Source organism: Arthrobacter sp. B1I2, assembly GCF_030816485.1.
Taxonomy (GTDB): domain Bacteria; phylum Actinomycetota; class Actinomycetes; order Actinomycetales; family Micrococcaceae; genus Arthrobacter.
On the sequence record NZ_JAUSYC010000001.1, the window covers coordinates 1,446,696 to 1,468,921 of the forward strand.

General features: G+C 66.5%; 19 protein-coding genes. 12 read left to right on the top strand and 7 right to left on the bottom strand.

Annotated features, from left to right (window positions below):
• Positions 1–111: 111 nt before the first annotated feature.
• Positions 112–2,034 carry an FAD-binding monooxygenase gene (locus QFZ57_RS06710; protein WP_306898959.1) on the top strand — a complete coding sequence of 641 codons (1,923 nt, stop codon included), beginning with the start codon at positions 112–114 and terminating at the stop codon, positions 2,032–2,034.
• Here the strand turns inward: QFZ57_RS06710 and QFZ57_RS06715 are convergent.
• Together QFZ57_RS06715 and QFZ57_RS06720 are read right to left on the bottom strand one after the other, a co-directional pair.
• The gene (locus QFZ57_RS06715; protein ID WP_306898961.1) at positions 2,007–2,861 is read right to left on the bottom strand and encodes a prephenate dehydratase; all 855 of its coding nucleotides are present in this window, start codon (positions 2,859–2,861) and stop codon (positions 2,007–2,009) included. The genes QFZ57_RS06710 and QFZ57_RS06715 overlap by 28 nt on opposite strands.
• Before the next feature lie 52 nt (positions 2,862–2,913).
• Positions 2,914–4,827, bottom strand: coding sequence for an amylosucrase (locus QFZ57_RS06720; protein WP_306898963.1), 1,914 nt, complete (start codon positions 4,825–4,827; stop codon positions 2,914–2,916).
• 158 nt (positions 4,828–4,985) lie between these two features.
• Between QFZ57_RS06720 and QFZ57_RS06725 the strand changes: the two genes are divergently transcribed.
• On the top strand, positions 4,986–6,038 hold the full coding sequence (locus tag QFZ57_RS06725) for a tartrate dehydrogenase (protein WP_306898964.1): 1,053 nt from the start codon (positions 4,986–4,988) through the stop codon (positions 6,036–6,038).
• A gap of 34 nt (positions 6,039–6,072) precedes the next feature.
• On the opposite strand, the gene QFZ57_RS06730 is transcribed toward QFZ57_RS06725, so the two are convergent.
• Positions 6,073–6,741 carry a GntR family transcriptional regulator gene (locus tag QFZ57_RS06730; RefSeq protein ID WP_306629669.1) on the bottom strand — a complete coding sequence of 223 codons (669 nt, stop codon included), beginning with the start codon at positions 6,739–6,741 and terminating at the stop codon, positions 6,073–6,075.
• A 124-nt stretch (positions 6,742–6,865) separates the two neighbouring features.
• Between QFZ57_RS06730 and glyA the strand changes: the two genes are divergently transcribed.
• The 8 genes from glyA (at position 6,866) to QFZ57_RS06770 (ending at position 17,469) form a co-directional block, all read left to right on the top strand.
• Complete coding sequence (gene glyA / locus QFZ57_RS06735; protein WP_306898967.1) at positions 6,866–8,221, top strand: serine hydroxymethyltransferase; 1,356 nt, start codon at positions 6,866–6,868, stop codon at positions 8,219–8,221.
• Positions 8,218–9,438 carry a sarcosine oxidase subunit beta family protein gene (locus QFZ57_RS06740; RefSeq protein WP_306629671.1) on the top strand — a complete coding sequence of 407 codons (1,221 nt, stop codon included), beginning with the start codon at positions 8,218–8,220 and terminating at the stop codon, positions 9,436–9,438. Before glyA ends, QFZ57_RS06740 begins: the two co-directional genes overlap by 4 nt.
• A gap of 29 nt (positions 9,439–9,467) precedes the next feature.
• Positions 9,468–9,890, top strand: a complete 423-nt coding sequence (locus QFZ57_RS06745; RefSeq protein ID WP_306898969.1) for a sarcosine oxidase subunit delta — start codon at positions 9,468–9,470, stop codon at positions 9,888–9,890.
• Positions 9,887–12,841 carry a sarcosine oxidase subunit alpha family protein gene (locus QFZ57_RS06750; protein ID WP_306898971.1) on the top strand — a complete coding sequence of 985 codons (2,955 nt, stop codon included), beginning with the start codon at positions 9,887–9,889 and terminating at the stop codon, positions 12,839–12,841. Before QFZ57_RS06745 ends, QFZ57_RS06750 begins: the two co-directional genes overlap by 4 nt.
• On the top strand, positions 12,834–13,478 hold the full coding sequence (locus QFZ57_RS06755) for a sarcosine oxidase subunit gamma (RefSeq protein ID WP_306898973.1): 645 nt from the start codon (positions 12,834–12,836) through the stop codon (positions 13,476–13,478). Before QFZ57_RS06750 ends, QFZ57_RS06755 begins: the two co-directional genes overlap by 8 nt.
• Positions 13,478–14,905 (top strand): L-serine ammonia-lyase, encoded by a 1,428-nt coding sequence (locus QFZ57_RS06760; RefSeq protein WP_306898975.1) that lies wholly within the window; start codon positions 13,478–13,480, stop codon positions 14,903–14,905. Before QFZ57_RS06755 ends, QFZ57_RS06760 begins: the two co-directional genes overlap by 1 nt.
• A gap of 3 nt (positions 14,906–14,908) precedes the next feature.
• Positions 14,909–15,805, top strand: a complete 897-nt coding sequence (gene purU / locus QFZ57_RS06765) for a formyltetrahydrofolate deformylase (protein ID WP_306629676.1) — start codon at positions 14,909–14,911, stop codon at positions 15,803–15,805.
• A 188-nt stretch (positions 15,806–15,993) separates the two neighbouring features.
• Positions 15,994–17,469: an APC family permease gene (locus QFZ57_RS06770; RefSeq protein WP_306898978.1), complete on the top strand. Its 1,476-nt coding sequence runs from the start codon at positions 15,994–15,996 to the stop codon at positions 17,467–17,469.
• Here the strand turns inward: QFZ57_RS06770 and QFZ57_RS06775 are convergent.
• A complete protein-coding gene (locus QFZ57_RS06775; RefSeq protein ID WP_306898980.1) occupies positions 17,462–18,088 on the bottom strand; it encodes an AmiS/UreI family transporter in 627 nt (208 codons plus the stop codon). The genes QFZ57_RS06770 and QFZ57_RS06775 overlap by 8 nt on opposite strands.
• Before the next feature lie 203 nt (positions 18,089–18,291).
• Here QFZ57_RS06775 and gdhA point away from each other — a divergent pair, with 203 nt between their 5' ends.
• Positions 18,292–19,629, top strand: a complete 1,338-nt coding sequence (gdhA, locus tag QFZ57_RS06780; protein ID WP_306898982.1) for an NADP-specific glutamate dehydrogenase — start codon at positions 18,292–18,294, stop codon at positions 19,627–19,629.
• Here the strand turns inward: gdhA and QFZ57_RS06785 are convergent.
• Complete coding sequence (locus QFZ57_RS06785) at positions 19,626–20,594, bottom strand: helix-turn-helix domain-containing protein (protein WP_306898983.1); 969 nt, start codon at positions 20,592–20,594, stop codon at positions 19,626–19,628. The two genes, gdhA and QFZ57_RS06785, sit on opposite strands and share 4 nt — an antisense overlap.
• Positions 20,595–20,801: 207 nt before the next feature.
• Between QFZ57_RS06785 and QFZ57_RS06790 the strand changes: the two genes are divergently transcribed.
• Entirely contained in the window at positions 20,802–21,239 is a 438-nt protein-coding gene (locus tag QFZ57_RS06790) for a DUF1003 domain-containing protein (RefSeq protein ID WP_306629681.1), read from the top strand.
• Positions 21,240–21,311: 72 nt separating this feature from the next.
• Here QFZ57_RS06790 and QFZ57_RS06795 read toward each other — a convergent pair whose 3' ends face one another.
• Positions 21,312–21,488: a CsbD family protein gene (locus tag QFZ57_RS06795; protein ID WP_306629682.1), complete on the bottom strand. Its 177-nt coding sequence runs from the start codon at positions 21,486–21,488 to the stop codon at positions 21,312–21,314.
• 85 nt (positions 21,489–21,573) lie between these two features.
• Entirely contained in the window at positions 21,574–22,179 is a 606-nt protein-coding gene (locus QFZ57_RS06800; protein WP_306898986.1) for a TetR/AcrR family transcriptional regulator, read from the bottom strand.
• Positions 22,180–22,226 lie beyond the last annotated feature (47 nt).

The following is a 22,226-nucleotide window of genomic DNA, read 5'->3' on the forward strand; positions in this document are numbered from 1 at the left end:
ACCCGGCGTACAGTGGAAGCCAACCGAGTATTTTCGATTATCGAATCATCTGTTCTGATATAGAACACACCTGAGGGCAGATGGTCAGCCACAACGAAGTGAGGAAATCCCGTGCAGTTCCACCACCACGGATACGTATCCGGTGACCCGCGCCTCCAGCCAGCGGCCGGCGTCGGCATCAACCGCCCCGAGGAGCTTCCGGAGGAAGTGGATGTACTCATCGTGGGCACCGGCCCGGCGGGCATGCTCGCGGCCGCCCAGCTCTCCCGCTTCCCAAACATCACCACCCGCATCATCGAACGCCGGCCGGGGAGGCTGGCGATCGGCCAGGCGGACGGGATCCAGGCGCGCAGCGTGGAGACCTTCCAGGCCTTTGGTTTCGCGGAGCGGATCATCGCCGAGGCGTACCGGATCACCGAGATGGCCTTCTGGAAGCCGGACCCCGCCAACCATGCCAACATCATCCGGACCGCCCGCGCCGTGGACGACGAAATGGGCATCAGCGAATTCCCGCACCTGATCGTCAACCAGGCCCGCGTGCTGGACTACTTCGCCGAGTACATGGCCAATGCGCCCACCCGGATGAAGCCTGACTACGGCTACGACTTCCAGGGGCTCGAGGTCACCGACGGCGGCGACTACCCGAACAAGGTGCGGCTCGTCCACACATCCGGCCCCAAGGAGGGCCAGGAGCGCATTGTCCGCGCCAAGTACGTGGTGGGTGCCGACGGCGCGCGAAGCAAAGTGCGCCAGGCGATCGGCTGCACGCTGGCGGGCGACCAGGCCAACCACGCCTGGGGCGTCATGGACGCGCTCGCCGTCACGGACTTCCCGGACATCCGCACCAAGTGCGCCATCCAGGGGGCCGAGGGCAGCATCCTGCTCATTCCCCGCGAGGGCGGGCATCTGTTCCGCATGTATGTGGACCTGGGCGAAGTGGACCCCACCAGCCACCATGCAGTCCGGGACACCTCCATTGAGGAGATCATCGCCAAGGCCAATGCAATCCTCCACCCCTACACGCTGGACGTGCGCAACATCGCGTGGCACAGCGTGTACGAGGTGGGCCACCGGCTCACGGACAGGTTCGACGACGTCCTGCCGGGGGACCGGGGAACACGCGCCCCGCGGGTGTTCATCACCGGCGACGCCTGCCACACCCACAGCGCCAAGGCCGGCCAGGGCATGAACGTCTCCATGCAGGACGGGTTCAACCTCGCCTGGAAGCTGGGACACGTCCTGGAGGGCCGCAGCCCGGAAAGCCTGCTGAGCACCTACTCTGAGGAGCGGCAGGTGGTGGCCAAGAACCTGATCGACTTCGACAAGGAGTGGTCCACCATGATGGCCAAGAAGCCCGAGGAGTTCGAGCACCCCTCCGACCTCGAGGACTTCTACGTGCAGACTGCCGAGTTCCCGGCCGGCTTCATGACCCAGTACGCGCCGTCCCTAATTGTTGGCAGCAGCGACCATCAGGACCTCGCCACCGGCTTCCCCGTGGGCAAACGCTTCAAGTCGGCACCCGTGGTCCGCGTGGGGGACACCAACCCCATCCACCTGGGCCACCACGCCACCGCTGACGGGCGCTGGCGGATCTACGTCTTCGCCGACGCCGCACCGGCCGGTGCGCACTCAGCTGTGGCGGACTTCGCCGAGTGGGTCGCGACGGCGCCTGACTCGCCGCTTGCCGCCACGCCGTCGGACGCTGATCCCGATGCCTGGTTCGACGTGAAGGTCATCTACCAGCAGCCGCACACCGCCGTCGACATCAACGCCGTGCCGGCCGTCTTCAAGCCGCAGGTGGGCCCATTCAAGCTGACGGACTACGAAAAGGTGTACGCCTCGGATCCCAAGGCGGACATTTTCGACCTGCGCGGACTGGACCGAAACGGCGTTGTGGTGGTGGTCCGCCCCGACCAGTACGTGGCGAACGTCCTGCCGCTGACGGCCACGGGTGAGCTCGGCGCCTTCTTTGCGCCGCTGCTGAAGGCGGCACCTTCGGCGCCGCGTCAGGCCGTGGCTGCAACCGCCCGGTAGTCCGCCGCCGGGTACACGCCGAGGATCCGCACTTCCGTGGTGAAGAAGTCCAGTTCCTCGAGGGCCAGCTTCAGCGGCAGGTCCTCGGGGTGGCCTTCGACGTCGGCCATGAACATGGTGGCGGCGAACTCGTTGCCCACCATGTAGCTCTCCAGCCGCGTCATGTTCACGCCGTTGGTGGCAAAGCCGCCCAGCGCCTTGTACAGCGCGGAGGGGACGTTGCGGACGCGGAACACAAAGCTGGTGACTGCCGGTCCGGGAAGATCCTTCCGGGCCGGCAGAGCCGTTTCCCGGGCAAGGACCACAAAACGCGTTGTGTTGGAGGGGTCATCCTCCACGCGGGAAGCCAGCACCTCGAGGCCGTAAATCTGCGCTGCGAGAGGAGGAGCCAGGGAGAGCTTGCGGGGATCGTTCCACTCGGCCACTTCCCGGGCGGAGCCCGCCGTGTCGCCCGCGATCACCGGCTTGAGGCCGTGCCCGCGGATCAGGTTCCGGCACTGGCCCAGGGCGTGGATGTGGCTGTGGACCTCCGTGGCGCCCTCAATGGTGCTGCCCGGGATGCCCAGCAGGTCGAAGTGGATGGGCAGGAAGTATTCGCCCACGATCTGCAGGTTGGACTGCGGGAGCAGGATGTGGATGTCCGCCACCCGGCCGGCAATGGAGTTCTCGATGGGAATCATGGCCAGGTCCGCTTCGCCGCTGGTTACCAGCTCGAAGGCATCCTCAAAACTGGCGCACGGGACGCTTTCCATGTCCGGGAACATCTGCTGACACGCGATATTGGAGTTGGCGCCGGGCTCACCCTGGTACGCAATCTTGGAGGCCATGATCCGTATGCTTTCACGCCCCCGGGCCCGTTGGGAAAACGGGCCCGCGATGCTACGTGGGGGTGACGCGCAGCCAGAGGTATTGCCGGGGGAGCAGCGTCACGCCCTCGTCCAGTTGCATGGCTGCCTCGGAGAGAAGGTCGACGGCGGCCGGAGCGAAACCGCCGAAGGTTTCCGCGGGCAGGGTCTGGGCCAAGTCGCTGAAATTGGCGAGGGCAAGGACAGTGCCGGCGCCCTCCACATCGCCCGGGCGCTGGTAGCCGAGCACCGAGCGGTTGTTCGTGCCGAAATCGACCAGCGTGGTTCCGGCAAGTTCGGGAGTACTTGACCGGACCTCGATCATCCGCTTCAGCCCGGCGTAGACGGCGCCTTCCGGCGCGGCGGGGTCCTCACGCCGGGCGTACTGCTCTTCCGGGAAGGGCGGCCGGTGCACCCAGCGGCTGTCCTCCTCATGGCCCGGCTCGGACGCGTAGGAGTAGTCGTTGACCTGGCCCACCTCGTCGCCCAGGTACAGCAGCGGGATGCCGCCGGTGCTGAGCGGCACTGAATGGGCCAGGAGGATCCGTTCCACCGCCTCGGCCGGGTCAACCTCCATCCCGCACAGCGACGCCGTCGTACCGGAAATCCGGCAGTCACCTGTCTTGGGGTTGTCCTGGAAGGGGACGCCGCGGGCAAAACTTCCGGGGAACCGGTTGACGTAGAAGGAGTTCAGGAAGCGGCGGTGGTCAAAGCCGTTGATGCCCAGCTCGGCGGCGTCCTCGTCCGCGAAGGTCCAGCCGATGTCGTCATGGCTGCGGACGTAGTTCACCCACGCGGTGCCGTCAGGAATGTTGTGCCTGCGTTCCAGCGCCTGTGCCAGGAGGGAAACGTCCCTGGTGGCCAGGGACTCCCAGATCAGGGCCATCTGCAGGGGGTTGTAGGACAGCTGGCATTCGGCGGGGTCGATGTAGAGCGCCACCTCGTCCGGGTGCACGATCGCCTCGGACTTGAACAGCAGCGACGGTGCCGACAGCCGGCAGACCGCGTTGAAGGCCCGGAGCAGCGTGTGCGCCTGGGGGAGGTTCTCGCAGGGCGTGCCCAACTGCTTCCAGATGAACGCCACGGCGTCCATGCGCAGGATATCCACGCCCTGGTTGGCCAGGAACAGCATTTCACCCGCCATGGCCCGGAAAACCTCCGGGTTGGAGTAGTTCAGGTCCCACTGGTACGTGTGGAACGTGGCCCAGACCCACCGGCCGTCCTCCATCTGGATGAAGGACCCCGAGTGGTTCTCCGGGAAGATCTCGCGCACGTTCGCCTCAAAGGCGTCCGGCATGGTCCGGTCCGGGAAGATCCAGTAGTAATCGCTGTATTCCGGGTCGCCGGCGGCTGCCTTGCGGGCCCACTCGTGCTCGTCGGAGGTGTGGTTGAAGATGAAGTCCACCACCAGGCTGATCCCGTTGCTCCGCAGTTCGGCGGCGAGGGAGCGCAGCTGCTCCATGGTGCCCAGTTTCGGATTGACCTCCCGGTAGCTGGAAACCGCGTAGCCGCCGTCCGAGTGCGGTTCGGGGGCGAGGAACAGGGGCATCAGGTGCAGGTAAGTGAGGCCCAGTTCCTTGAAATAGGGAATGCGGGCGCGCACTCCCTCCAGGCTTTCGGCATAGCGGTCCACGTAACAGACGCCGCCGAGCATCCGGTTGGATTGGAACCAGTCCGGCGCCTCCTCGCGTTCGGCGTCCAGCGCCTTCAGCTCGGGGGAGCGCTCCTGCCATGACCGTGCACTTTGGACCACCAAAGCGGACAGCTGGTCCAGCCAGTCCTGCCTGGCGCCGTAGAGCGAGTGGAAGAGGCTGCGGAGCGTGGGAAAGTGCTCGTCCAGCCGCCGGTCAAACTCCGGATCCGGGCGCAGGCCACGGCCCCGTTCCCGCGCCACGACTGACAGCACGTACCGGCGCGCTTCTTCGTCCTCGTTAACGGTTTCCTGCATGTGACCGGACCCTTCCGCACTTCCGCCGGACGTCCCGGCCGCGCACCTCTACGGAAGTATTCCACGCCACTGCAGGGCGTCCGACGGCGGCGCGATAGTTCCGCCCAACCACTGCCTTTAGGCTTTAGGTACCAAAGATCAACGAAGATTGGACACACATGCCCCGCACCTACACCATCGATTCGATCCCCGGTGATGGCATTGGCGTCGACGTTACCGAAGTCGCCATGGACTGCGTGGACGCGGTGGCTGAACTGCACGGGTTCGCCGTCAACTGGCGGGTACGCGGCTGGAACAGCGACCTTTACGTCAAGACGGGCCGGATGATGCCGGTGGATGGGATCGAGCAGCTCAGCAGCGGAGACGGCATTTACCTGGGAGCGGTGGGAACCCCCGAAGTCCCGGACGACGTCACCTTGTGGGGGCTGCTGATTCCCATCCGCCGTGAATTCGACCAGTACGTCAACCTCCGTCCCATGAAGCTGCTGCCGGGTGTTACCGGAGCCATGCCAGGTATCGAGGACCTGGATATCGTGGTGGTGCGGGAAAACGTTGAAGGCGAATACTCGCAGATCGGCGGCCGGTTCGGCTCGGGCACGGACGCGGAATTCGCCGTCCAGGAGAGTGTCTTCACCAAAGCCGGCGTCAGCAGGGTAGCGCGCTACGCGGCGGAAGCGGCCACCCGCCGTGGCGGCACCTTGGTCTCGGCAACGAAATCGAACGGCATCATCCACACCATGCCGTTCTGGGACGAAGTGGTCGCCCGAACCGTCGAAGAGTTTCCGGGTGTCACCTTGGACAAGGTGCTCATTGATGCCCTCGCGGCTCGGCTGGTCATGAAGCCCACCAGCGTCCGCACCATCGTGGCCTCGAACCTGTTCGGCGACATTCTTTCCGACCTCGTCGCCGGAGTCGCCGGCTCCATCGGCATCGCTCCGAGCGCCAACCTAAACCCTGAGCGCCGGCATCCGTCAATGTTCGAGCCCGTCCACGGTTCTGCCCCGGACATCGCGGGCAAGGGAATCGCCAATCCCGTCGGCGCCCTGTGGGCTGCGTCCATGATGCTAAACCATTTAGGGGAGGCGGAGGCCGCGCAATCCCTCACTACTGCGTTTGAATCCACCCTTGCAGACGACATTGCCACACCGGACCTTGGCGGTTCAGCCACCACTCTGGAATTCGCGAAAGGGGCCCGCGACCGGCTGCGATGACCCTCCGGTTGTCCCCCGGCTTCGCAAAACTGTCCTAAAGCACGCTGCGGATGGCCTGCTCGAAACTGGTGACGTGCTCAAGGGCGAGCTTGCCCGCCCGCTCGGTGTCGCCGTCGGCCACTGCTTCCAGCAGTTCCACGTGCTCGGCGATGTGCTCCGCCACGGACGGCACCTTGTCCAGCACCATGCACCAGATGCGGGTGGCGAGGTTGTCGTACCGGATCAGGACGTCCTCGAGGTGGGTGTTGGCAGCAGCCCGGTAGATCAGGCGGTGGACCTTGATGTCGTACCGCATGAGGTCATAGGGATCATCGTTCGCCCCCATGTCCGCGATCGCCGCGGCGGTTTCCCTGATTTCCTTGCGCAGGGCGGGGGTGGCCAGCTTGGCGGCCCGGCGGGCGGCCAGCGGTTCCAGCGACTCGCGCAGCTCCGAAACGTCCGCGAGTTCGGTGATGTCGACGACGGTGGCGAAGGTCCCGCGCCGGGGGTACGACACGACGAGGTGGTCGCCTTCCAGGCGCTTGAGTGCTTCACGGACCGGCGTGCGACCGACCCCGAGTTCGGCGGCGAGCTTGCCGTCGTTGATCGCTTCGCCGGGCCGGATGTCCAGCATGATCAGGCGATCGCGAAGGTGCCGGTAGGCCTGCTCGGCGAGCGAGAGCTCGCCTTCTCCGGCCAGCTGGTTTTCTAGCGTTACGCTCATCCGAGCTCTCCCAAGGTAGCTATTGACTGCCGCGTGATCTACAACATACTATTACGTCAGTTCTAATATATCAGTTACAGATCAGTTATGGATCAGTAACTCCGAAGGGCTCAAAAGGAGAACAATGCAGGACGTACTCAACGCCTCGCTCGCCACGGTGGACGCCGACGTCGCCGCCGCTGTGGCACAGGAACTGCACCGCCAGCAGTCCACTTTGGAAATGATTGCGTCGGAGAATTTCGCTCCGTCGTCCGTCATGGAAGCCCAGGGCTCGGTCCTTACCAACAAGTACGCCGAGGGCTACCCGGGGAAGCGCTATTACGGCGGCTGCGAGCACGTCGACGTGATCGAGCAGCTCGCCATCGACCGCGTGAAGGCCCTGTTCGGCGCCGAGTTCGCCAACGTCCAGCCGCACTCCGGCGCCCAGGCCAACGCCGCCGCCATGTTCGCGCTGCTGAACCCGGGCGACACCATCCTTGGCCTCTCGCTGGCCCACGGCGGCCACCTCACCCACGGCATGAAGATCAACTTCTCCGGCAAGCTCTACAACGTGGTCCCGTACCACGTCCGCGAATCAGACCTCCGGGTGGACATGGCCGAGGTGGAAGCCCTGGCCCTGGAACACAAGCCCAAGCTCATCGTGGCCGGCTGGTCCGCCTACTCCCGCCAGCTGGACTTCGCCGAATTCCGCCGGATCGCCGACCTTGTGGGCGCCTACCTCATGGTGGACATGGCACACTTCGCCGGCCTCGTGGCCGCCGGCCTGCACCCCAACCCCGTCCCCTACGCGGATGTGGTAACCACCACCACCCACAAGACCCTTGGCGGACCCCGCGGCGGCGTCATCCTGGCCAAGGAGGAATACGCCAAGAAGATCAACAGCGCCGTTTTCCCGGGCCAGCAGGGCGGTCCGCTGGAGCACGTCATCGCCGCCAAGGCCGTGGCCTTCAAGCTCGCCGCCACCCCGGAATTCAAGGAACGCCAGGAACGCGTCCTGCAGGGTGCCAAACTGCTGGCAGAACGCCTCCTCCAGCCCGACGTCCAGTCCGCCGGCATCTCCGTGGTCAACGGCGGCACCGACGTCCACCTGGTCCTGGTGGACCTGCGCCACTCCGAACTCGACGGACAGCAGGGCGAAGACGCCCTCCACCGGATCGGCATCACCGTCAACCGCAACGCCGTCCCCTTCGACCCCCGCCCGCCGATGGTCTCCTCCGGCCTCCGGATCGGCACTCCCGCCCTGGCCACCCGCGGCTTCGGTGCTGCTGAGTTCGCCGAGGTTGCAGACATCATTGCCACGGCGCTGATCGCCGCTGCCGCGTCCGGCGCAGACGGCACGGGCACCCTGCCCGGGGACACCGCCGTCGAACTCCGCAACCGCGTGACGGCCCTGGCCAACAAGTTCCCCCTTTACCCGCACCTCACCGCCGACGCCGGCCTGGCCGAAGCCGAAGCAGACCTGATTGGAGCCGCCCAGTGAGCACCCAGCAGCTTCCGGAGCACCCGGACTTCCTTTGGCGGAACCCGGAACCCAAGTCCTCCTACGACGCCGTGGTGGTGGGCGGCGGCGGCCACGGCCTGGCCACCGCCTACTTCCTGGCGAAGAACCACGGGATGACCAACATCGCGGTCCTGGAAAAGGGCTGGCTGGCCGGCGGCAACATGGCCCGCAACACCACCATCATCCGCTCCAACTACCTCTGGGACGAGAGCGCCGCCATCTACGAGCACGCCCTCAAACTCTGGGAGATCCTGCCCGAGGAACTCGAATACGACTTCCTCTTCAGCCAGCGCGGCGTGATGAACCTGGCCCACACCCTGGGCGACGTCCGTGAAAGCATCCGCCGCGTGGGCGCCAACAAGCTCAACGGCGTGGACGCCGAATGGCTGGACCCGCAGCAGGTCAAGGAACTCTGCCCCATCCTGAATATCAGCGACAACATCCGCTACCCCGTCATGGGCGCCACCTACCAGCCCCGGGCCGGCATCGCCAAGCACGACCACGTGGCCTGGGCCTTCGCCCGCAAGTGCGACGAGATGGGCGTGGACATCATCCAGAACTGCGAGGTGACCGGCTTCCTCAAGGACGGCAACCGCGTGGTGGGCGTCAAGACCAGCCGCGGCACCATCCACACCGAAAAGGTGGGGCTTTGCGCCGCCGGCCACAGCTCGGTCCTGGCCGAAATGGCCGGCTTCCAGCTCCCCATCCAGTCCCACCCGCTGCAGGCCCTGGTCTCCGAACTGCACGAACCGGTCCACCCCACGGTGGTCATGTCCAACCACGTCCACGTCTACGTCTCGCAGGCGCACAAGGGCGAACTGGTCATGGGCGCCGGTGTGGACTCCTACAACGGCTACGGCCAGCGCGGCTCCTTCCATGTGATCGAGCAGCAGATGGCGGCCGCCGTCGAATTGTTCCCGATCTTTGCCCGGGCGCACGTGCTCCGGACCTGGGGCGGCATCGTGGACACCACCCTGGACGCCTCACCGATCGTGGGCCTGACCCCAGTGGAGAACATGTTCGTGAACTGCGGCTGGGGGACCGGCGGGTTCAAGGGCACCCCCGCCGCCGGCCTGACCTTCGCGCACACCATCGCCACCGGGGAACCGCACAAGCTGAACAAGCCGTTCTCGCTGGAACGCTTCGAAACCGGCGCGCTCATCGACGAACACGGCGCCGCCGCTGTGGCCCACTAGCCGCCGCCACCAGAAAAGGACTAACGCACATGCTGCTGATCCCATGCCCCAACTGCGGCCCGCGGGACGAAACCGAATTCCACTACGGGGGACAGGCCCACGTCCCGTACCCGGAGAACCCGAACGAGCTGACCGACACGGAGTGGTCCCGCTACCTCTTCTACCGCGAGAACCCCAAAGGCATCTTCGCTGAGCGCTGGGTCCACAGCACCGGCTGCCGCCAGTGGTTCAACATGCTCCGCGACACCGTCAGCTACGACATCCAGGCTATTTACCCCATGGGTGCGCGCCGGCCGGACCTCGCCGCTGCCCCGGCTGCCGAAGCCGGCACGGCCAGCACAGCCGCGGACAGTACCACCACCGGGACCGCGGCGCCCGGCACTGCTGCGACCAGCATTGCCGCCAGCACCACATCCGCCAGCACCACCGCCCCGGAAGGAGCAACCAAGTGACTTCCCAGAACGCCCGCCTGGCCACCGGCGGCCGCATCGACCGCACCATTTCCTGGCGCTTCACGGTGGATGGTGAAGAGTTCACCGGCCACCCGGGCGACACCCTGGCCTCGGCCCTGCTGGCCAACGGCCGCGTGGCCGTGGGCAACTCGCTCTACGAGGACCGGCCCCGCGGCATCATGTCCGCCGGTGTGGAAGAAGCCAACGCCCTGGTCCGCATCGAAGCCCGCTTCCCGGGCCACGTCGCGGAATCCATGCTGCCCGCCACCACTGTTTCGCTGGTGGACGGGCTCAAGGCCGCCCTGCTGAACGGCCTGGGCAGGCTGGACCCTGAGGACGACCGGGCCGAATACGACAAGAAGTACGTCCACACCGATGTCCTGGTGGTGGGCGGTGGGCCCGCCGGACTCGCCGCAGCCCGTGAAGCCGTCCGCACCGGCGCCCGCGTCATGCTGCTGGACGACCAGCCCGAACTCGGCGGCTCACTGCTCTCCGGTTCCACCGCCCCCGGCCTTGCCGAAACGATCGAGGGCAAGCCCGCCCTCGAATGGGTGGCGGACGTGGAAGCCGAACTGGTCTCCGGCGCGGAATCCACCGTCCTGAACCGCACCACCGCCTTCGGCGCCTACGACGCCAACTACGTCATCGCGGTCCAGAACCGCACCGACCACCTTTCCAGCCCTGCCGCGCCGGGCGTTTCCCGCCAGCGGATCTGGCACATCCGTGCCAATCAGGTGGTCCTGGCCCCCGGCGCGCACGAGCGTCCCCTGGTGTTCGAGAACAACGACCGCCCCGGCATCATGCTCGCCTCCGCGGTGCGCAGCTACCTCAACCGGTACGGCGTGGCCGCCGGCAAGCGCGTGGCCATCAGCACCACCAATGACAGCGCCTACGCGGTCGCAGCCGACCTCACCGCGGCCGGCGTCAAGGTGGCCGCCGTCATCGACGCCCGTCCTGCGCTCACTCCCGCGGCAACGGCCGCCGTCGAGTCCGGCATCCGGGTGCTGATCGGCAGTGCGGTGGCCAATACATCCTCCTCCGGAGAAGGCACTGAGGCGGGCCGGCTGGACGGCATCACCGTCCGCAGCATCAACGACGACGGCGAGCTCACCTCCGGCGTCGAGCAGATCGCCTGCGACCTGCTGGCGGTATCCGGCGGGTGGAGCCCGCTGGTCCACCTGCACTCGCAGCGGCAGGGCAAGCTGCGCTGGGACGACGAGCTCGCAGCCTTCGTGCCCAGCACCGAGGTACCCAACCAGCAGACCATCGGCTCCGGCCGCGGCTCCTTCGCCACCGAGGACTGCCTCGCCGAGGGCGTCTCCGCGGGAGCACGGGCGGCCATCGCTGCCGGCTTCACCTCCGCCGTCGTTCCTTCGATGCTGGCCGAACCCAAGGCAACCGCCCCCACCCGCCAGCTCTGGCTGGTACCGGGGGAGAGCGGAACCCCGGATGACTGGCACCACCACTTCGTGGACTTCCAGCGCGACCAGTCCGTGGCGGACGTCCTCCGCTCCACTGGGGCCGGCATGCGCTCCGTGGAACACATCAAGCGGTACACCTCCATCAGCACCGCCAACGACCAGGGCAAGACCTCCGGCGTCAATGCCATCGGTGTGATCGCCGCGGCCCTCCGGACAGCCGGCGAGGCATCGCGAGGCATCGGCGACATCGGCACCACCACCTACCGCGCCCCGTTCACCCCTGTGGCGTTCGCGGCACTGGCCGGACGCCAGCGCGGCGAACTGTTCGATCCCGCCCGCGTCACGTCCATCCACCCCTGGCACGTGGCGAAGGGTGCGCTGTTCGAGGACGTCGGACAGTGGAAGCGCCCGTGGTACTACCCGCAGGACGGGGAGGACATGGACACGGCCGTGCTCCGCGAATGCGCCGCCGTCCGGGAGTCCGTGGGCTTCATGGACGCCACCACCCTGGGCAAGATCGAGATCCGCGGCAAGGATGCGGGGGAGTTCCTGAACCGCGTCTACACCAACGCGTTCAAGAAGCTCGCCCCGGGCTCGGCACGCTACGGCGTCATGTGCACGCCGGACGGCATGATTTTCGACGACGGCGTGACCCTCCGTGTGGATGACGACACCTACTTCATGACCACCACCACGGGCGGGGCCGCAAAAGTGCTCGACTGGCTCGAGGAATGGCTGCAGACCGAATGGCCGGAACTGGACGTGCACTGCACGTCGGTGACGGAGCAGTGGAGCACCATTGCCGTCGTCGGACCCAAGTCACGTGAAGTGATCGCCAAGGTGGCCCCGGAACTCGCTGCCAACGGCGGCCTCGACGCCGAAGCCTTCCCGTTCATGACCTTCCGCGAAACCACCCTGGCATCCGGGGTCCGTGCACGGATCTGCCGGATCTCGTTCTCCGGCGAACTCGCCTACGAAATCAACATCCCGGCCTGGTACGGACTGAACACCTGGGAAGCCGTGGCTGCCGCGGGTGCCGAATTCAACATCACCCCGTACGGCACGGAAACCATGCACGTGCTGCGCGCCGAAAAGGGCTACCCGATCGTCGGGCAGGACACGGACGGCACCGTCACCCCGCAGGACGCGGGCATGGAATGGATCGTTTCCAAGGCCAAGGACTTCATCGGCAAGCGCTCGTACTCACGGGCGGATGCCAGCCGCGAGGACCGCAAGCACCTGGTGAGCGTCCTCCCGGTGGACGGAACGCTCCGGCTGCCCGAAGGCACCCAGCTGGTGGAAAAGGGCCGCTCCACCAACCCGGCCTACGGTCCGGTGCCGATGGAAGGCTTCGTCACCTCGAGCTACCACAGCGCAGCGCTGGGCAGGTCCTTCGGCCTGGCCCTGATCAAGAACGGCCGCAACCGCATCGGCGAAACCCTGGTGGCCGCCGCCGGCGACCAGCTGGTGGACGTGGTTGTTGCGGAAACAGTGCTTTTTGACCCAGAAGGGACCCGTAAAGATGGCTGAAACAGCAGCATCCCCCACCCAGAGCGCCGCAGAACAGGACCTTGCGGCCCGCGTCAGCCCGGCCCGCCAGCTGGCGGAAGCCTTCACCGCAGGTTCCCTGGCCGGCACCGTTGAGCTCTCCGAAGTGCCCTTCCTGACCATGGTGGGTCTCCGGGCCACTCCCGGCTCGGAGGCGGCGCAGCGCCTGGCCGCCGTCACCGGCGGCCTGCCCGCCGGATCCGGCGCCGTGGCCGGCTCAGGGGATACGTCGGTCCTGTGGCTGGGCCCCTCCGAGTTCCTGGTGGTGGCCCCCACCGAGGCCCACGAATCCCTGGGCGGCGGCCTGATCCCCGCACTCCGGGACGCGCTGGGCGCCGGCGCAGGCCAGGTGGTGGACCTTTCCGCCAACCGCACCACGTTTGAACTGACCGGCCCCCGTGCCCGTGCCGTCCTGGAGAAGGGCTGCTCGCTGGACCTGCACCCCCGGGTGTTCAGGGCAGGCACCGCCTTCTCCACCGAGATCGCCAACATCCCGGCCATCCTGTGGAAGACCGGCGAGGAGTCCTTCCGGATTTTCCCCCGCGCATCCTTCGCCGAGTTCCTGGGCCGCTGGCTGCTGGACGCCATGCGGGAGTATGCCTCGCCTGAGGTCCCCTGATGGCGCTTAGCGTCCTTGACCTGTTCTCTGTTGGCATCGGGCCCTCGTCGTCACACACGGTGGGCCCGATGCGGGCGGCCAAGCTCTTCGCCGACGGGCTGAAGGGTGACGGGCAGCTGGCCTCCACCGTGCGCGTCCAGTCGGAACTGTTCGGTTCCCTGGGCGCCACGGGACGCGGCCACGGCTCGGACAAGGCGGTGGTCCTGGGACTGCAGGGCCTGGAACCCGAAACGGTCAACACCTTCACGGCCGATGACCAGGTGGCTGCGGCCGCGCTGAACGCCGAGCTGCAAATTGCCGGCAGCCATCGCGTGGATTTCAACTGGGAAGAAGACGTGGTGCTCCACCGGCGCAAGTCCCTCCCGGCCCATCCCAACGGCATGACCTTCCGCGCGCTGGACCACACCGGAGCGGTATTGAGCGAACGGAGCTTCTATTCCATTGGGGGCGGCTTCGTGGTGGACGGGGACGCGGTGGGCGCTGACAAGGTGGTGGCGGACGACACCGTGCTGCCATACCCTTTCTCCACCGCGGATGAGCTGCTGCAGATCTGTAGCCGCGAAGGCATGTCCATCTCCGACGTCATGCTGGCCAACGAACTGACCTGGCACAGCGAAGCGGAGCTCCGGGAAGAACTGCTGGGGCTCTGGGCCGTGATGCGCGAGTGCGTGGAGAACGGGTGCAACGCCGAAGGCATCCTGCCGGGCGGGCTCAAAGTGCCCCGGCGCGCACCCGCACTGTTCCGCACCCTGACCGCCTCCGCAGCGTCGGCGGAAGCCTCCGCCAAGGCGGCGGCAGCAACGCCGTCGCCCGTCCAGGCACCGGCGGACCCGCTGCTCGCGATGGAATGGGTCAACCTGTTCGCGCTCGCCGTGAACGAGGAGAACGCCGCCGGCGGCCGGATCGTCACCGCCCCCACCAACGGTGCGGCCGGGATCGTGCCGGCCGTGCTGCACTACTACATCAAGTTTGTTCCCGGAGCTGACGACGACGGTGTGGTCCGCTTCCTGCTGGCGGCGGCCGCCGTCGGAATCCTCTTCAAAACGAACGCCTCCATCTCCGGCGCCGAAGTGGGCTGCCAGGGCGAAGTGGGTTCCGCCTGTTCGATGGCGGCCGCCGGGCTTTGCGAAGTCCTCGGCGGGACGCCGGCGCAGGTGGAGAACGCCGCCGAGGTGGGCATCGAGCACAACCTGGGCCTGACCTGCGATCCGGTGGGCGGCCTGGTGCAGATCCCCTGCATCGAGCGGAACGCGATCGCCAGCGTGAAGGCGATCAACGCGGCCCGGCTGGCCCTGCACGGGGACGGCAGCCACAAGGTCTCGCTGGACAAGGCCATCAAGACCATGCGCGACACCGGCGCCGACATGAAAACCAAGTACAAGGAAACCTCCCGAGGAGGCCTCGCCGTGAATGTAATCGAGTGCTGAACCATGACCATCACTGAAACCCACATCCCCAGCCGCAAGGTTCCCACCACGGTGGAGCACGTGCTCACCCTGGACTGTCCGGAAGGCCCCGGCATTGTGCATGCCGTCTCCGGCTTCCTGCTGGAGCACGGCTGCGACATCATCGACAACAAACAGTTCGGTGAGCGCTCCGAGGGCCACTTCTTCATGCGCGTGCACTTCGCATCCGAGGGCGACGGGTCCACGCGGGACCTTTTGCGGACTTCCTTTGCTCCTGTGGCGGACCGGTTTGCCATGCGGTGGCAGCTGGAGCGCCAGGGCTCCAAGCGCAGGGTGCTCATCATGGTGTCCAAGTTCGGCCACTGCCTGAACGACCTGCTCTTCCGTGCCCGGATCGGAGAGCTGCCCGTGGACGTGGTGGCCGTGGTGTCCAACCACCGGGACCACCAGGCGCTGGTGGAGTGGCACGGCATCCCGTTCCACCACATTCCGGTCACAGCTGGCACCAAGCCCGAGGCGGAGGCCCGGCTGATGGAGCTGGTGGATGGCCTGGACGTGGAGCTGGTGGTGCTGGCCCGCTACATGCAGGTGCTCAGCGACGACCTGACCCGGAAGCTGGACGGCCGCGCCATCAACATCCACCACTCGTTCCTGCCCAGCTTTAAGGGCGCTAAGCCCTACCACCAGGCCTATGCCCGCGGCGTCAAGACCGTGGGTGCCACGGCACACTACGTCAACGCGGAACTGGACGAGGGGCCGATCATCGCGCAGCAGGTGGTGGAAGTGGACCACACCTACGGGCCCGAGGACTTGGTGGCCGCCGGCCGTGACACCGAATGCAAGGCCCTCTCCAACGCGGTGAAATGGCACTGTGAAGGCAGGGTCCTGCTGCAGGGCAACCGCACCGTGGTGCTTCGGTAACCGGAGATAACTGAATATTGCCAGCGCGGCCGGCTGCCCTTGGGGCGGCTGGCAGCGCTTTGTTGTGCCCGGCGGCTTGCGCTGACCGACAACAACTGATCGCTGGTGGACAAAGCTGCGGCGCTGGCCGCTGCCAAGCTGGATTCCACAGCAATCTTCCCGAGCTCATGACCGTTAAGAAGGATCAAATGAGTATTTCGAATTCCGAGACCCGGACCACTGACGCTCCGGCCAAGGAGCATTCCACGGCCCTCCGGGCCGGCAGCATCGGCGTGCTGGGTATCCTGTTCTTCGTACTGTCCGCCCAGGCGCCCCTGACGGGGATCGTCGGCGCAGCGCCGCTCGCCGCGGCGCTGGGCAACGGTGCCGGCGCCCCGGGAGCCTACCTGATCGTGGGCATCGTCATCGTGATCTTCGCCGTGGGTTTTGTTGCCATGAGCCGGAAAATCCAGGCCAACGGTGCCTTCTACGCCTACGTGACGGCGGCATTCGGCAGGCGGACCGGAGCCGGCGCGGCCTGGCTGGCCCTGCTGGCCTACAGCACCGTCCAGGCCGCCATGTACGGGCTCTACGGCGCGGCCTTTTCCGGACTCCTGGCCTCCGTGGGCCTGGAGATTCCCTGGTGGCTGCTGGCCCTGGCCACCATGGCCGGAGTCCAGGTGCTGGGCTCCCTCAACATCGAACTCGGCGCCCGCGTCCTGGCCGTCCTGGTGGGACTCGAGGTGGCCATCCTGCTGATGTTCGGCTTCACCGTGCTGTTCCACGGCGGCGGCCCGGAAGGCATCAGCGTTGCCGCGTCCTTCTCGCCCGAAGCGATCGGCGCGGGAGCTCCTGGTGTTGCCATCATGTTCGCGGTGGCATCCATGTTCGGCTTCGAATCGACGGCCATCTACTCCGCCGAGGCCAAGGACCCGCACCGCACCGTGGCCCGCGCAACCTACCTGTCGGTCGTTGTGATCTCGGTGTTCTTCGCCTTCATTTCCTGGATGCTGGTCAGCTATTACGGGCCCTCGCAGGTGATGGACGCCGCCGGCGCGGCCCTCGGATCAGGGGATGCCACCTCCTTCGTCATGGGTCCGCTCGTGGAACTGTTCGGCCCCTGGGCGGGCGTCGTGGCAGGCATCCTGCTGGTCACCTCGCTGCTGGCCGGCATCATCGCCTTCCACAACGGCATCAACCGCTACCTTCACTCCCTGGCCCTGCGCGGTTCCATGCCCGCGGTCCTCGCCCGGACCAACCGGCACCGCGCACCCGCCGTCGCCGCATGGGTCCAGTCCGCCACCGCCGTCGTGCTGGTGGTGCCCTTCGCCATCCTGGCGCTGGACCCGGTGCTGACCCTGTTCTCCTGGTTCAGCGGCCTGGCCGTGGCGGCCCTGCTGGTGCTGTACATGCTGTGCTCGGCCGCCGTCGTCGCGTTCTTCCGCCGGGAACGCGCCGGAGCCCAGCTGTGGCAGACCCGCGTCGCTCCCGTCCTGGCGGCGGTCCTGCTGGCCTGGGTCCTGAGCCTGGTGGTCAGCAACTTCACGGCCCTCATTGGCGGCAGCGCCGAGACGGCCACGGCCCTGCTGGCGGCGGTCCCGGTGGTCTTCCTGGCCGGTGTGCTGGTGGAGTGGGCCATCCAGCGCCGCCACCACGCCGCCTCCCTGGGCCACGCGCTTACTTAGCCGAGAGGGGATCTCCGGTACTGGCCCGGCGCGGAACCTTCGGTCCGCGCCGGGCCACAACGCGTGCCGCCACGAACAGGCAGCCCAGCAGCAGCGCCGCCAGCGAGGCCACGTAGCCCGAAACCGGCCAGAGTCCCGCCAGACCCAGAAGCGCGGGAACAGTGGCGGACGCCTGGCTGGACAGCACCAGCGACCAGCCCGTGAACGGCTCCAGCCGCGCCCCAAGGGCCAGACATGCGAACAGCAGCGCCCACAGCACGCTCCAGCACAGCCAGAGCACGGCCAGCAGCGGGTCGCTGCCCAGCCAGGCGGCTGCCAGCAGCACCCCGCAGAACGCCACCATCCCGCAGAACCAGCCCAACCCCTTTGAGCCCAGTCCCATCAGCACATCCAGCCCCGAATACAGATACGTCACTCCGAACAGGAACATGCCGGCCCCCGTCAACAGCATCACCGGAGCGTTCCCGGCGGTGGATACATGGACGACGCCGAGCACCAGCTGGGTGCCGCCAACCACCAGGCTGAGGACGGCGGCGTCGCGGCGGGGCAGGTGCCCAAGGGTGGCCAGTCCGTTGGCCAGCATTGCGGCACCGGAGAGCAGGAGGCAGACGTAGGGCATCAGGCCGTCCTCACCGTATTTCTAGACGAGGGTAATCTCATTAAGCGGAAATTTACTGTCACATTACGGAGATTAGAGCATTCCGTGCCGCCCGGTTATCAGCGCCCAGTCGTAATCCGATAGCTTGAAGCGTAAACCTATCGGGGCGATGCTGCCTGCCTGGCGCCCGCTCCCACTCTGGCTCCAAGGTAAGGAAAGAGTTTATGGATGCACGGCTGGAAGCCATCAGGGACACCGTCCTGGCACGGAATCCCGGGGAGGCGGAGTTCCACCAGGCCGTGGTGGAGGTCTTCGAAAGCCTGGGCCCCGTGCACGACCGCCACCCCGAATTCCTTGAAGCCGCCATCCTGGAGCGCCTCTGCGAGCCTGAACGCCAGATCATCTTCCGGGTCCCATGGACGGACGACTCCGGCCGCGTCAGGATTAACCGCGGCTTCCGCGTCGAGTTCAACTCCGCCCTGGGGCCCTACAAGGGCGGACTGCGCTTCCACCCTTCCGTGTATTTGGGCATCGTCAAATTCCTCGGCTTTGAGCAGATCTTCAAGAACGCGCTCACCGGCATGCCCATCGGCGGCGGCAAGGGCGGCTCCGACTTCGACCCCCGCGGCCGCAGCGACGCCGAGGTAATGCGTTTCTGCCAGTCCTTCATGACCGAGCTCTACCGCCACATCGGCGAATACACCGACGTTCCCGCGGGCGACATTGGGGTAGGCGGCCGTGAGATCGGCTACCTCTTCGGCCAGTACAAGCGCATCACCAACCGGTACGAGTCCGGCGTGCTGACCGGCAAAGGGGTCTCCTGGGGCGGATCCCTGGTCCGGCCCGAGGCGACGGGGTTCGGCACCGTCATCTTCACCGAGCAGATGCTGCGGACCCGCGGTACGTCCTTCGAGGGCCAGCGCGTGGTGGTCTCCGGTTCCGGCAACGTGGCCATCAACGCGATCGCCAAGGCGCAGTCCCTGGGCGCCACCGTGGTGGCCTGCTCCGACTCCTCAGGCTACGTGGTGGATGAGGCGGGCATCGACGTCGCGCTGCTCCGCGAGGTGAAGGAAGTGCAGCGGGCCCGCCTCAAGGACTACGCCGGGCGGCGGCCCGGCGTTGCGTACGTGGACGGCGGCTCCGTCTGGGACGTGGACGCGTCGGTGGCGCTGCCCTGCGCCACCCAGAACGAGCTCGACGGCGGTGCTGCCGCCCGGTTGGTCCGTGGCGGTTTGGTTGCCGTCGGCGAAGGCGCCAACATGCCGTGCACGCGTGGGGCCGTGGCGGTGTTGCAGGAGGCCGGCGTGCTGTTCGGGCCCGGCAAGGCGGCGAACGCCGGTGGTGTGGCGACGTCGGCGCTGGAGATGCAGCAGAACGCCAGCCGGGATTCGTGGTCCTTTGAGCACACTGAGGAGCGGCTGACGGACATCATGGTGGGCATCCACGACCGCTGCGCGGCAACAGCCGAGGAGTATGGCGAGCCGGGGAACTACGTGCTGGGCGCGAACATCGGCGGCTTCGTCAAGGTGGCCGATGCCATGCTGGCGCAGGGGCTGATCTAGCCGCGGCGCCACTGGGTGGGGGAGACCCCGAACGCGTCGCGGAAGGTGCGGCTGAAGTGGGCGGCGTCCAGGAATCCCCAGTCGGCGGCCACGGCGCCCACGGACTTGCCGGCGTGCAGCGGGTCCCGCAGGTCGCGGCGGGCACCCTCAAGGCGCTGGCTGCGGATGAAGCCGGCAACGGTGGTCCCGGTCTCGTGGAAGACGTTGTGCAGGTGCCGGGTGGAGATAAAGTGCGCCGCGGCGATACCCGCCGGTGAAAGCAGGGGGTCGGAGAGGTTGGCCTCAATGTACTCGCGGATGGACACGGCCAGCAGCGTCTGCGGCTTCATCCGGTCAGGAGAGATGTCCATCTCCGCGTGCAGCATGGTGGACACCAGATCCAGTGCGTTTGTGGCGAGCCGGGAGCCGCTGGGACCGTTGAGGACATCCAGGTTGGCCGACAGTTCCCGGATGAACTGGCCCACGATGCCGCTGAGGCCGCCGCCGCCCATCCGTACCGCCGCAAGCTGGCCCACATAGTCCGCAGGCAGGGACAAGGCGTCGCAGGGGAACATGAGCACCATGATCCGGGTCTGTTCCTCGAAGGCGAGCGTGTACGGCCGGTTGGTGTCGTAGATGGCCAGGTCACCGGGCTGAAGCACGGCTTCCCGGTTGTCCTGGATCAGCAGGCCCGTTCCTTCCAGCTGCAGGTTCAGCTTGAAGTAGCGCTCATGGGCCTGGGCAATCAGTGCCGGCGTGCGGTGCACCTCGTGCGAGGTGGCGGTGACCTCCACGATGGACATGCGGTCCAGTACCCGGGAACGCATCCGTCCCTGGAATCCGTCCACGTCATCGGTGCGGGCCGTGAGGGGTACAAAGGACTCCGCCACCAGATGCTTCCAGTGGTGGAAGGACGTGGCGACGCTGGAGGTGAGCTGCTGGCTGGTTTCCCGGGACGTTGCCCCGGTTGGAGCTGTTGCTGGCATTGAGGTTCCTTGCGACGGACTGCAGCGTGGCGTTTCCCCCGGCCGTGTCGTGGGACACAGTCCACCCAGATTAACTCCGCCGGAATCTTTTTTCAACAGCTGGCGAAAATAAGAAATGGAACCTGCCAGCCGTAACCAAGCCTCCCCGCTGTCCGGACTCATCCACCAGCCACCGGCCGCCCGCGGGCCAGGACATAGTCTGGGGCCATGACGGACATCAGAAGCAACTGGCATCGGCGGCACAAGGAGGGGCTCAGTCCCGGCGAAAGGGCAGCGGACACGCTCCGGAACGGGATGGGCAGTTGGCCCTTCGTGGGCACTTTCCTGGCCTCCATGGGGGCCTGGGCTGTGGTGAATACCTACGTTCTTGCCGCCGACGCGTGGGACCCTTACCCCTACATCCTGCTGAACCTTTTCCTGTCCATGCTGGCGGGCCTGCAGGGTGCAATCCTGCTCATTGCCGCGAAACGCCAGGACGCCATCGCCTCCGCCATGGCCCAGCATGACTATGAAACGGACGTTCGCGCTGCCGCACAGATCGAAATGCTCATGAACATCAACGCCGAGCAGCTGAAGCTGCTACAGGAACTGCGGGACATCAGAGTCAACCCGCAGGGCGGAAGCGCCGGGGCCGGGCTGCCCTGAAGGCCGGCTCCCCCTCAAAACAGCAATGGGTGCAGCTCCTGCAGGAGCTGCACCCATTATTGCGAGCGTCGATTAATCCTTCTTGAAGGCGTCCTTGACGTGCTCGCCGGCCTGCTTGAGGTCCGACTTTGCCTGGTCCGTCTGGCCTTCAGCCTTCAGGCTTTCATCGCCTGAGGCGTTTCCGGCAGCTTCCTTGCCCTTGCCGCCGAGCTTCTCTGCTGCGTTGCCGATCTTGTCATCCAAACCCATGGAGATGCTCCTTACAGTTCGTGCTCGCTCCGGCGTCCGCCAGAACCTGACTCCTCAATAGTAAGCATACTTTCGAGTCTGGCGCTTATTTCCCGCCTGGAATTTTGCCCAGCAGGGCAAGGTAGCCCTCCAGTTGCGCCACGTGGCCGAAGTCCGTCCGGGCCTCGGGCGCAAGCGCCGCTTCGATCTGCGCACCGAGAAGCATGTTCAACAATTGGCCGGCCAGGACCTGGTCATCAACGGCGGCGGTTACGTCACCGTTGTCCCTCGCCTCTGCCAGGTACCGGCGGATGGCGGCCAGCCACTCGTCCATGGAGCGCTGGTGGATTTTGGCCTTCTGGGGATCGCTGACCGCCTTCTGCCAGAACGGAATGACGATGCGCGCCTCATTGATGCGTTCCTCGTCCAAGGGGAGGACCTCCATGCAGAAGGCGCGCAGCGCGGCCAGTCCGGCCTTGCCCGCGGTGACCTCCGCAATCCGCTGGTTAGTCCGGTTGAAGACATGGCTGAAGGCGAATTCGAGCAGCGTGTCCTTGGTGGGGAAGTAGGGTTTCAGGGCGCCGTTGGCGAAGCCGGCCTCCATGGCGATCTCGCGCATGGTGGCACTCTCCAGGCCCTGGCGGGCGATGATCCGCCAGGTGGCATCCACGAGTTCCAGGCGGCGCTCGTCATGGTCAACAATCTTCGGCACCGCGGCCACTCCCCGGAAATATTTTCGCTCAGACTCTTGTGGGCCAT

Coding starts and splice junctions, on each gene's coding strand:
- QFZ57_RS06715 (WP_306898961.1), bottom strand. CDS start 2,861: ATGGCCTCCAAGATTGCGTACCAGGGTGAGCCCGGCGCCAACTCCAAT.
- QFZ57_RS06720 (WP_306898963.1), bottom strand. CDS start 4,827: ATGCAGGAAACCGTTAACGAGGACGAAGAAGCGCGCCGGTACGTGCTG.
- QFZ57_RS06725 (WP_306898964.1), top strand. CDS start 4,986: ATGCCCCGCACCTACACCATCGATTCGATCCCCGGTGATGGCATTGGC.
- QFZ57_RS06730 (WP_306629669.1), bottom strand. CDS start 6,741: ATGAGCGTAACGCTAGAAAACCAGCTGGCCGGAGAAGGCGAGCTCTCG.
- glyA (WP_306898967.1), top strand. CDS start 6,866: ATGCAGGACGTACTCAACGCCTCGCTCGCCACGGTGGACGCCGACGTC.
- QFZ57_RS06745 (WP_306898969.1), top strand. CDS start 9,468: ATGCTGCTGATCCCATGCCCCAACTGCGGCCCGCGGGACGAAACCGAA.
- QFZ57_RS06755 (WP_306898973.1), top strand. CDS start 12,834: ATGGCTGAAACAGCAGCATCCCCCACCCAGAGCGCCGCAGAACAGGAC.
- QFZ57_RS06760 (WP_306898975.1), top strand. CDS start 13,478: ATGGCGCTTAGCGTCCTTGACCTGTTCTCTGTTGGCATCGGGCCCTCG.
- purU (WP_306629676.1), top strand. CDS start 14,909: ATGACCATCACTGAAACCCACATCCCCAGCCGCAAGGTTCCCACCACG.
- QFZ57_RS06770 (WP_306898978.1), top strand. CDS start 15,994: ATGAGTATTTCGAATTCCGAGACCCGGACCACTGACGCTCCGGCCAAG.
- QFZ57_RS06775 (WP_306898980.1), bottom strand. CDS start 18,088: ATGCCCTACGTCTGCCTCCTGCTCTCCGGTGCCGCAATGCTGGCCAAC.
- gdhA (WP_306898982.1), top strand. CDS start 18,292: ATGGATGCACGGCTGGAAGCCATCAGGGACACCGTCCTGGCACGGAAT.
- QFZ57_RS06785 (WP_306898983.1), bottom strand. CDS start 20,594: ATGCCAGCAACAGCTCCAACCGGGGCAACGTCCCGGGAAACCAGCCAG.
- QFZ57_RS06790 (WP_306629681.1), top strand. CDS start 20,802: ATGACGGACATCAGAAGCAACTGGCATCGGCGGCACAAGGAGGGGCTC.
- QFZ57_RS06795 (WP_306629682.1), bottom strand. CDS start 21,488: ATGGGTTTGGATGACAAGATCGGCAACGCAGCAGAGAAGCTCGGCGGC.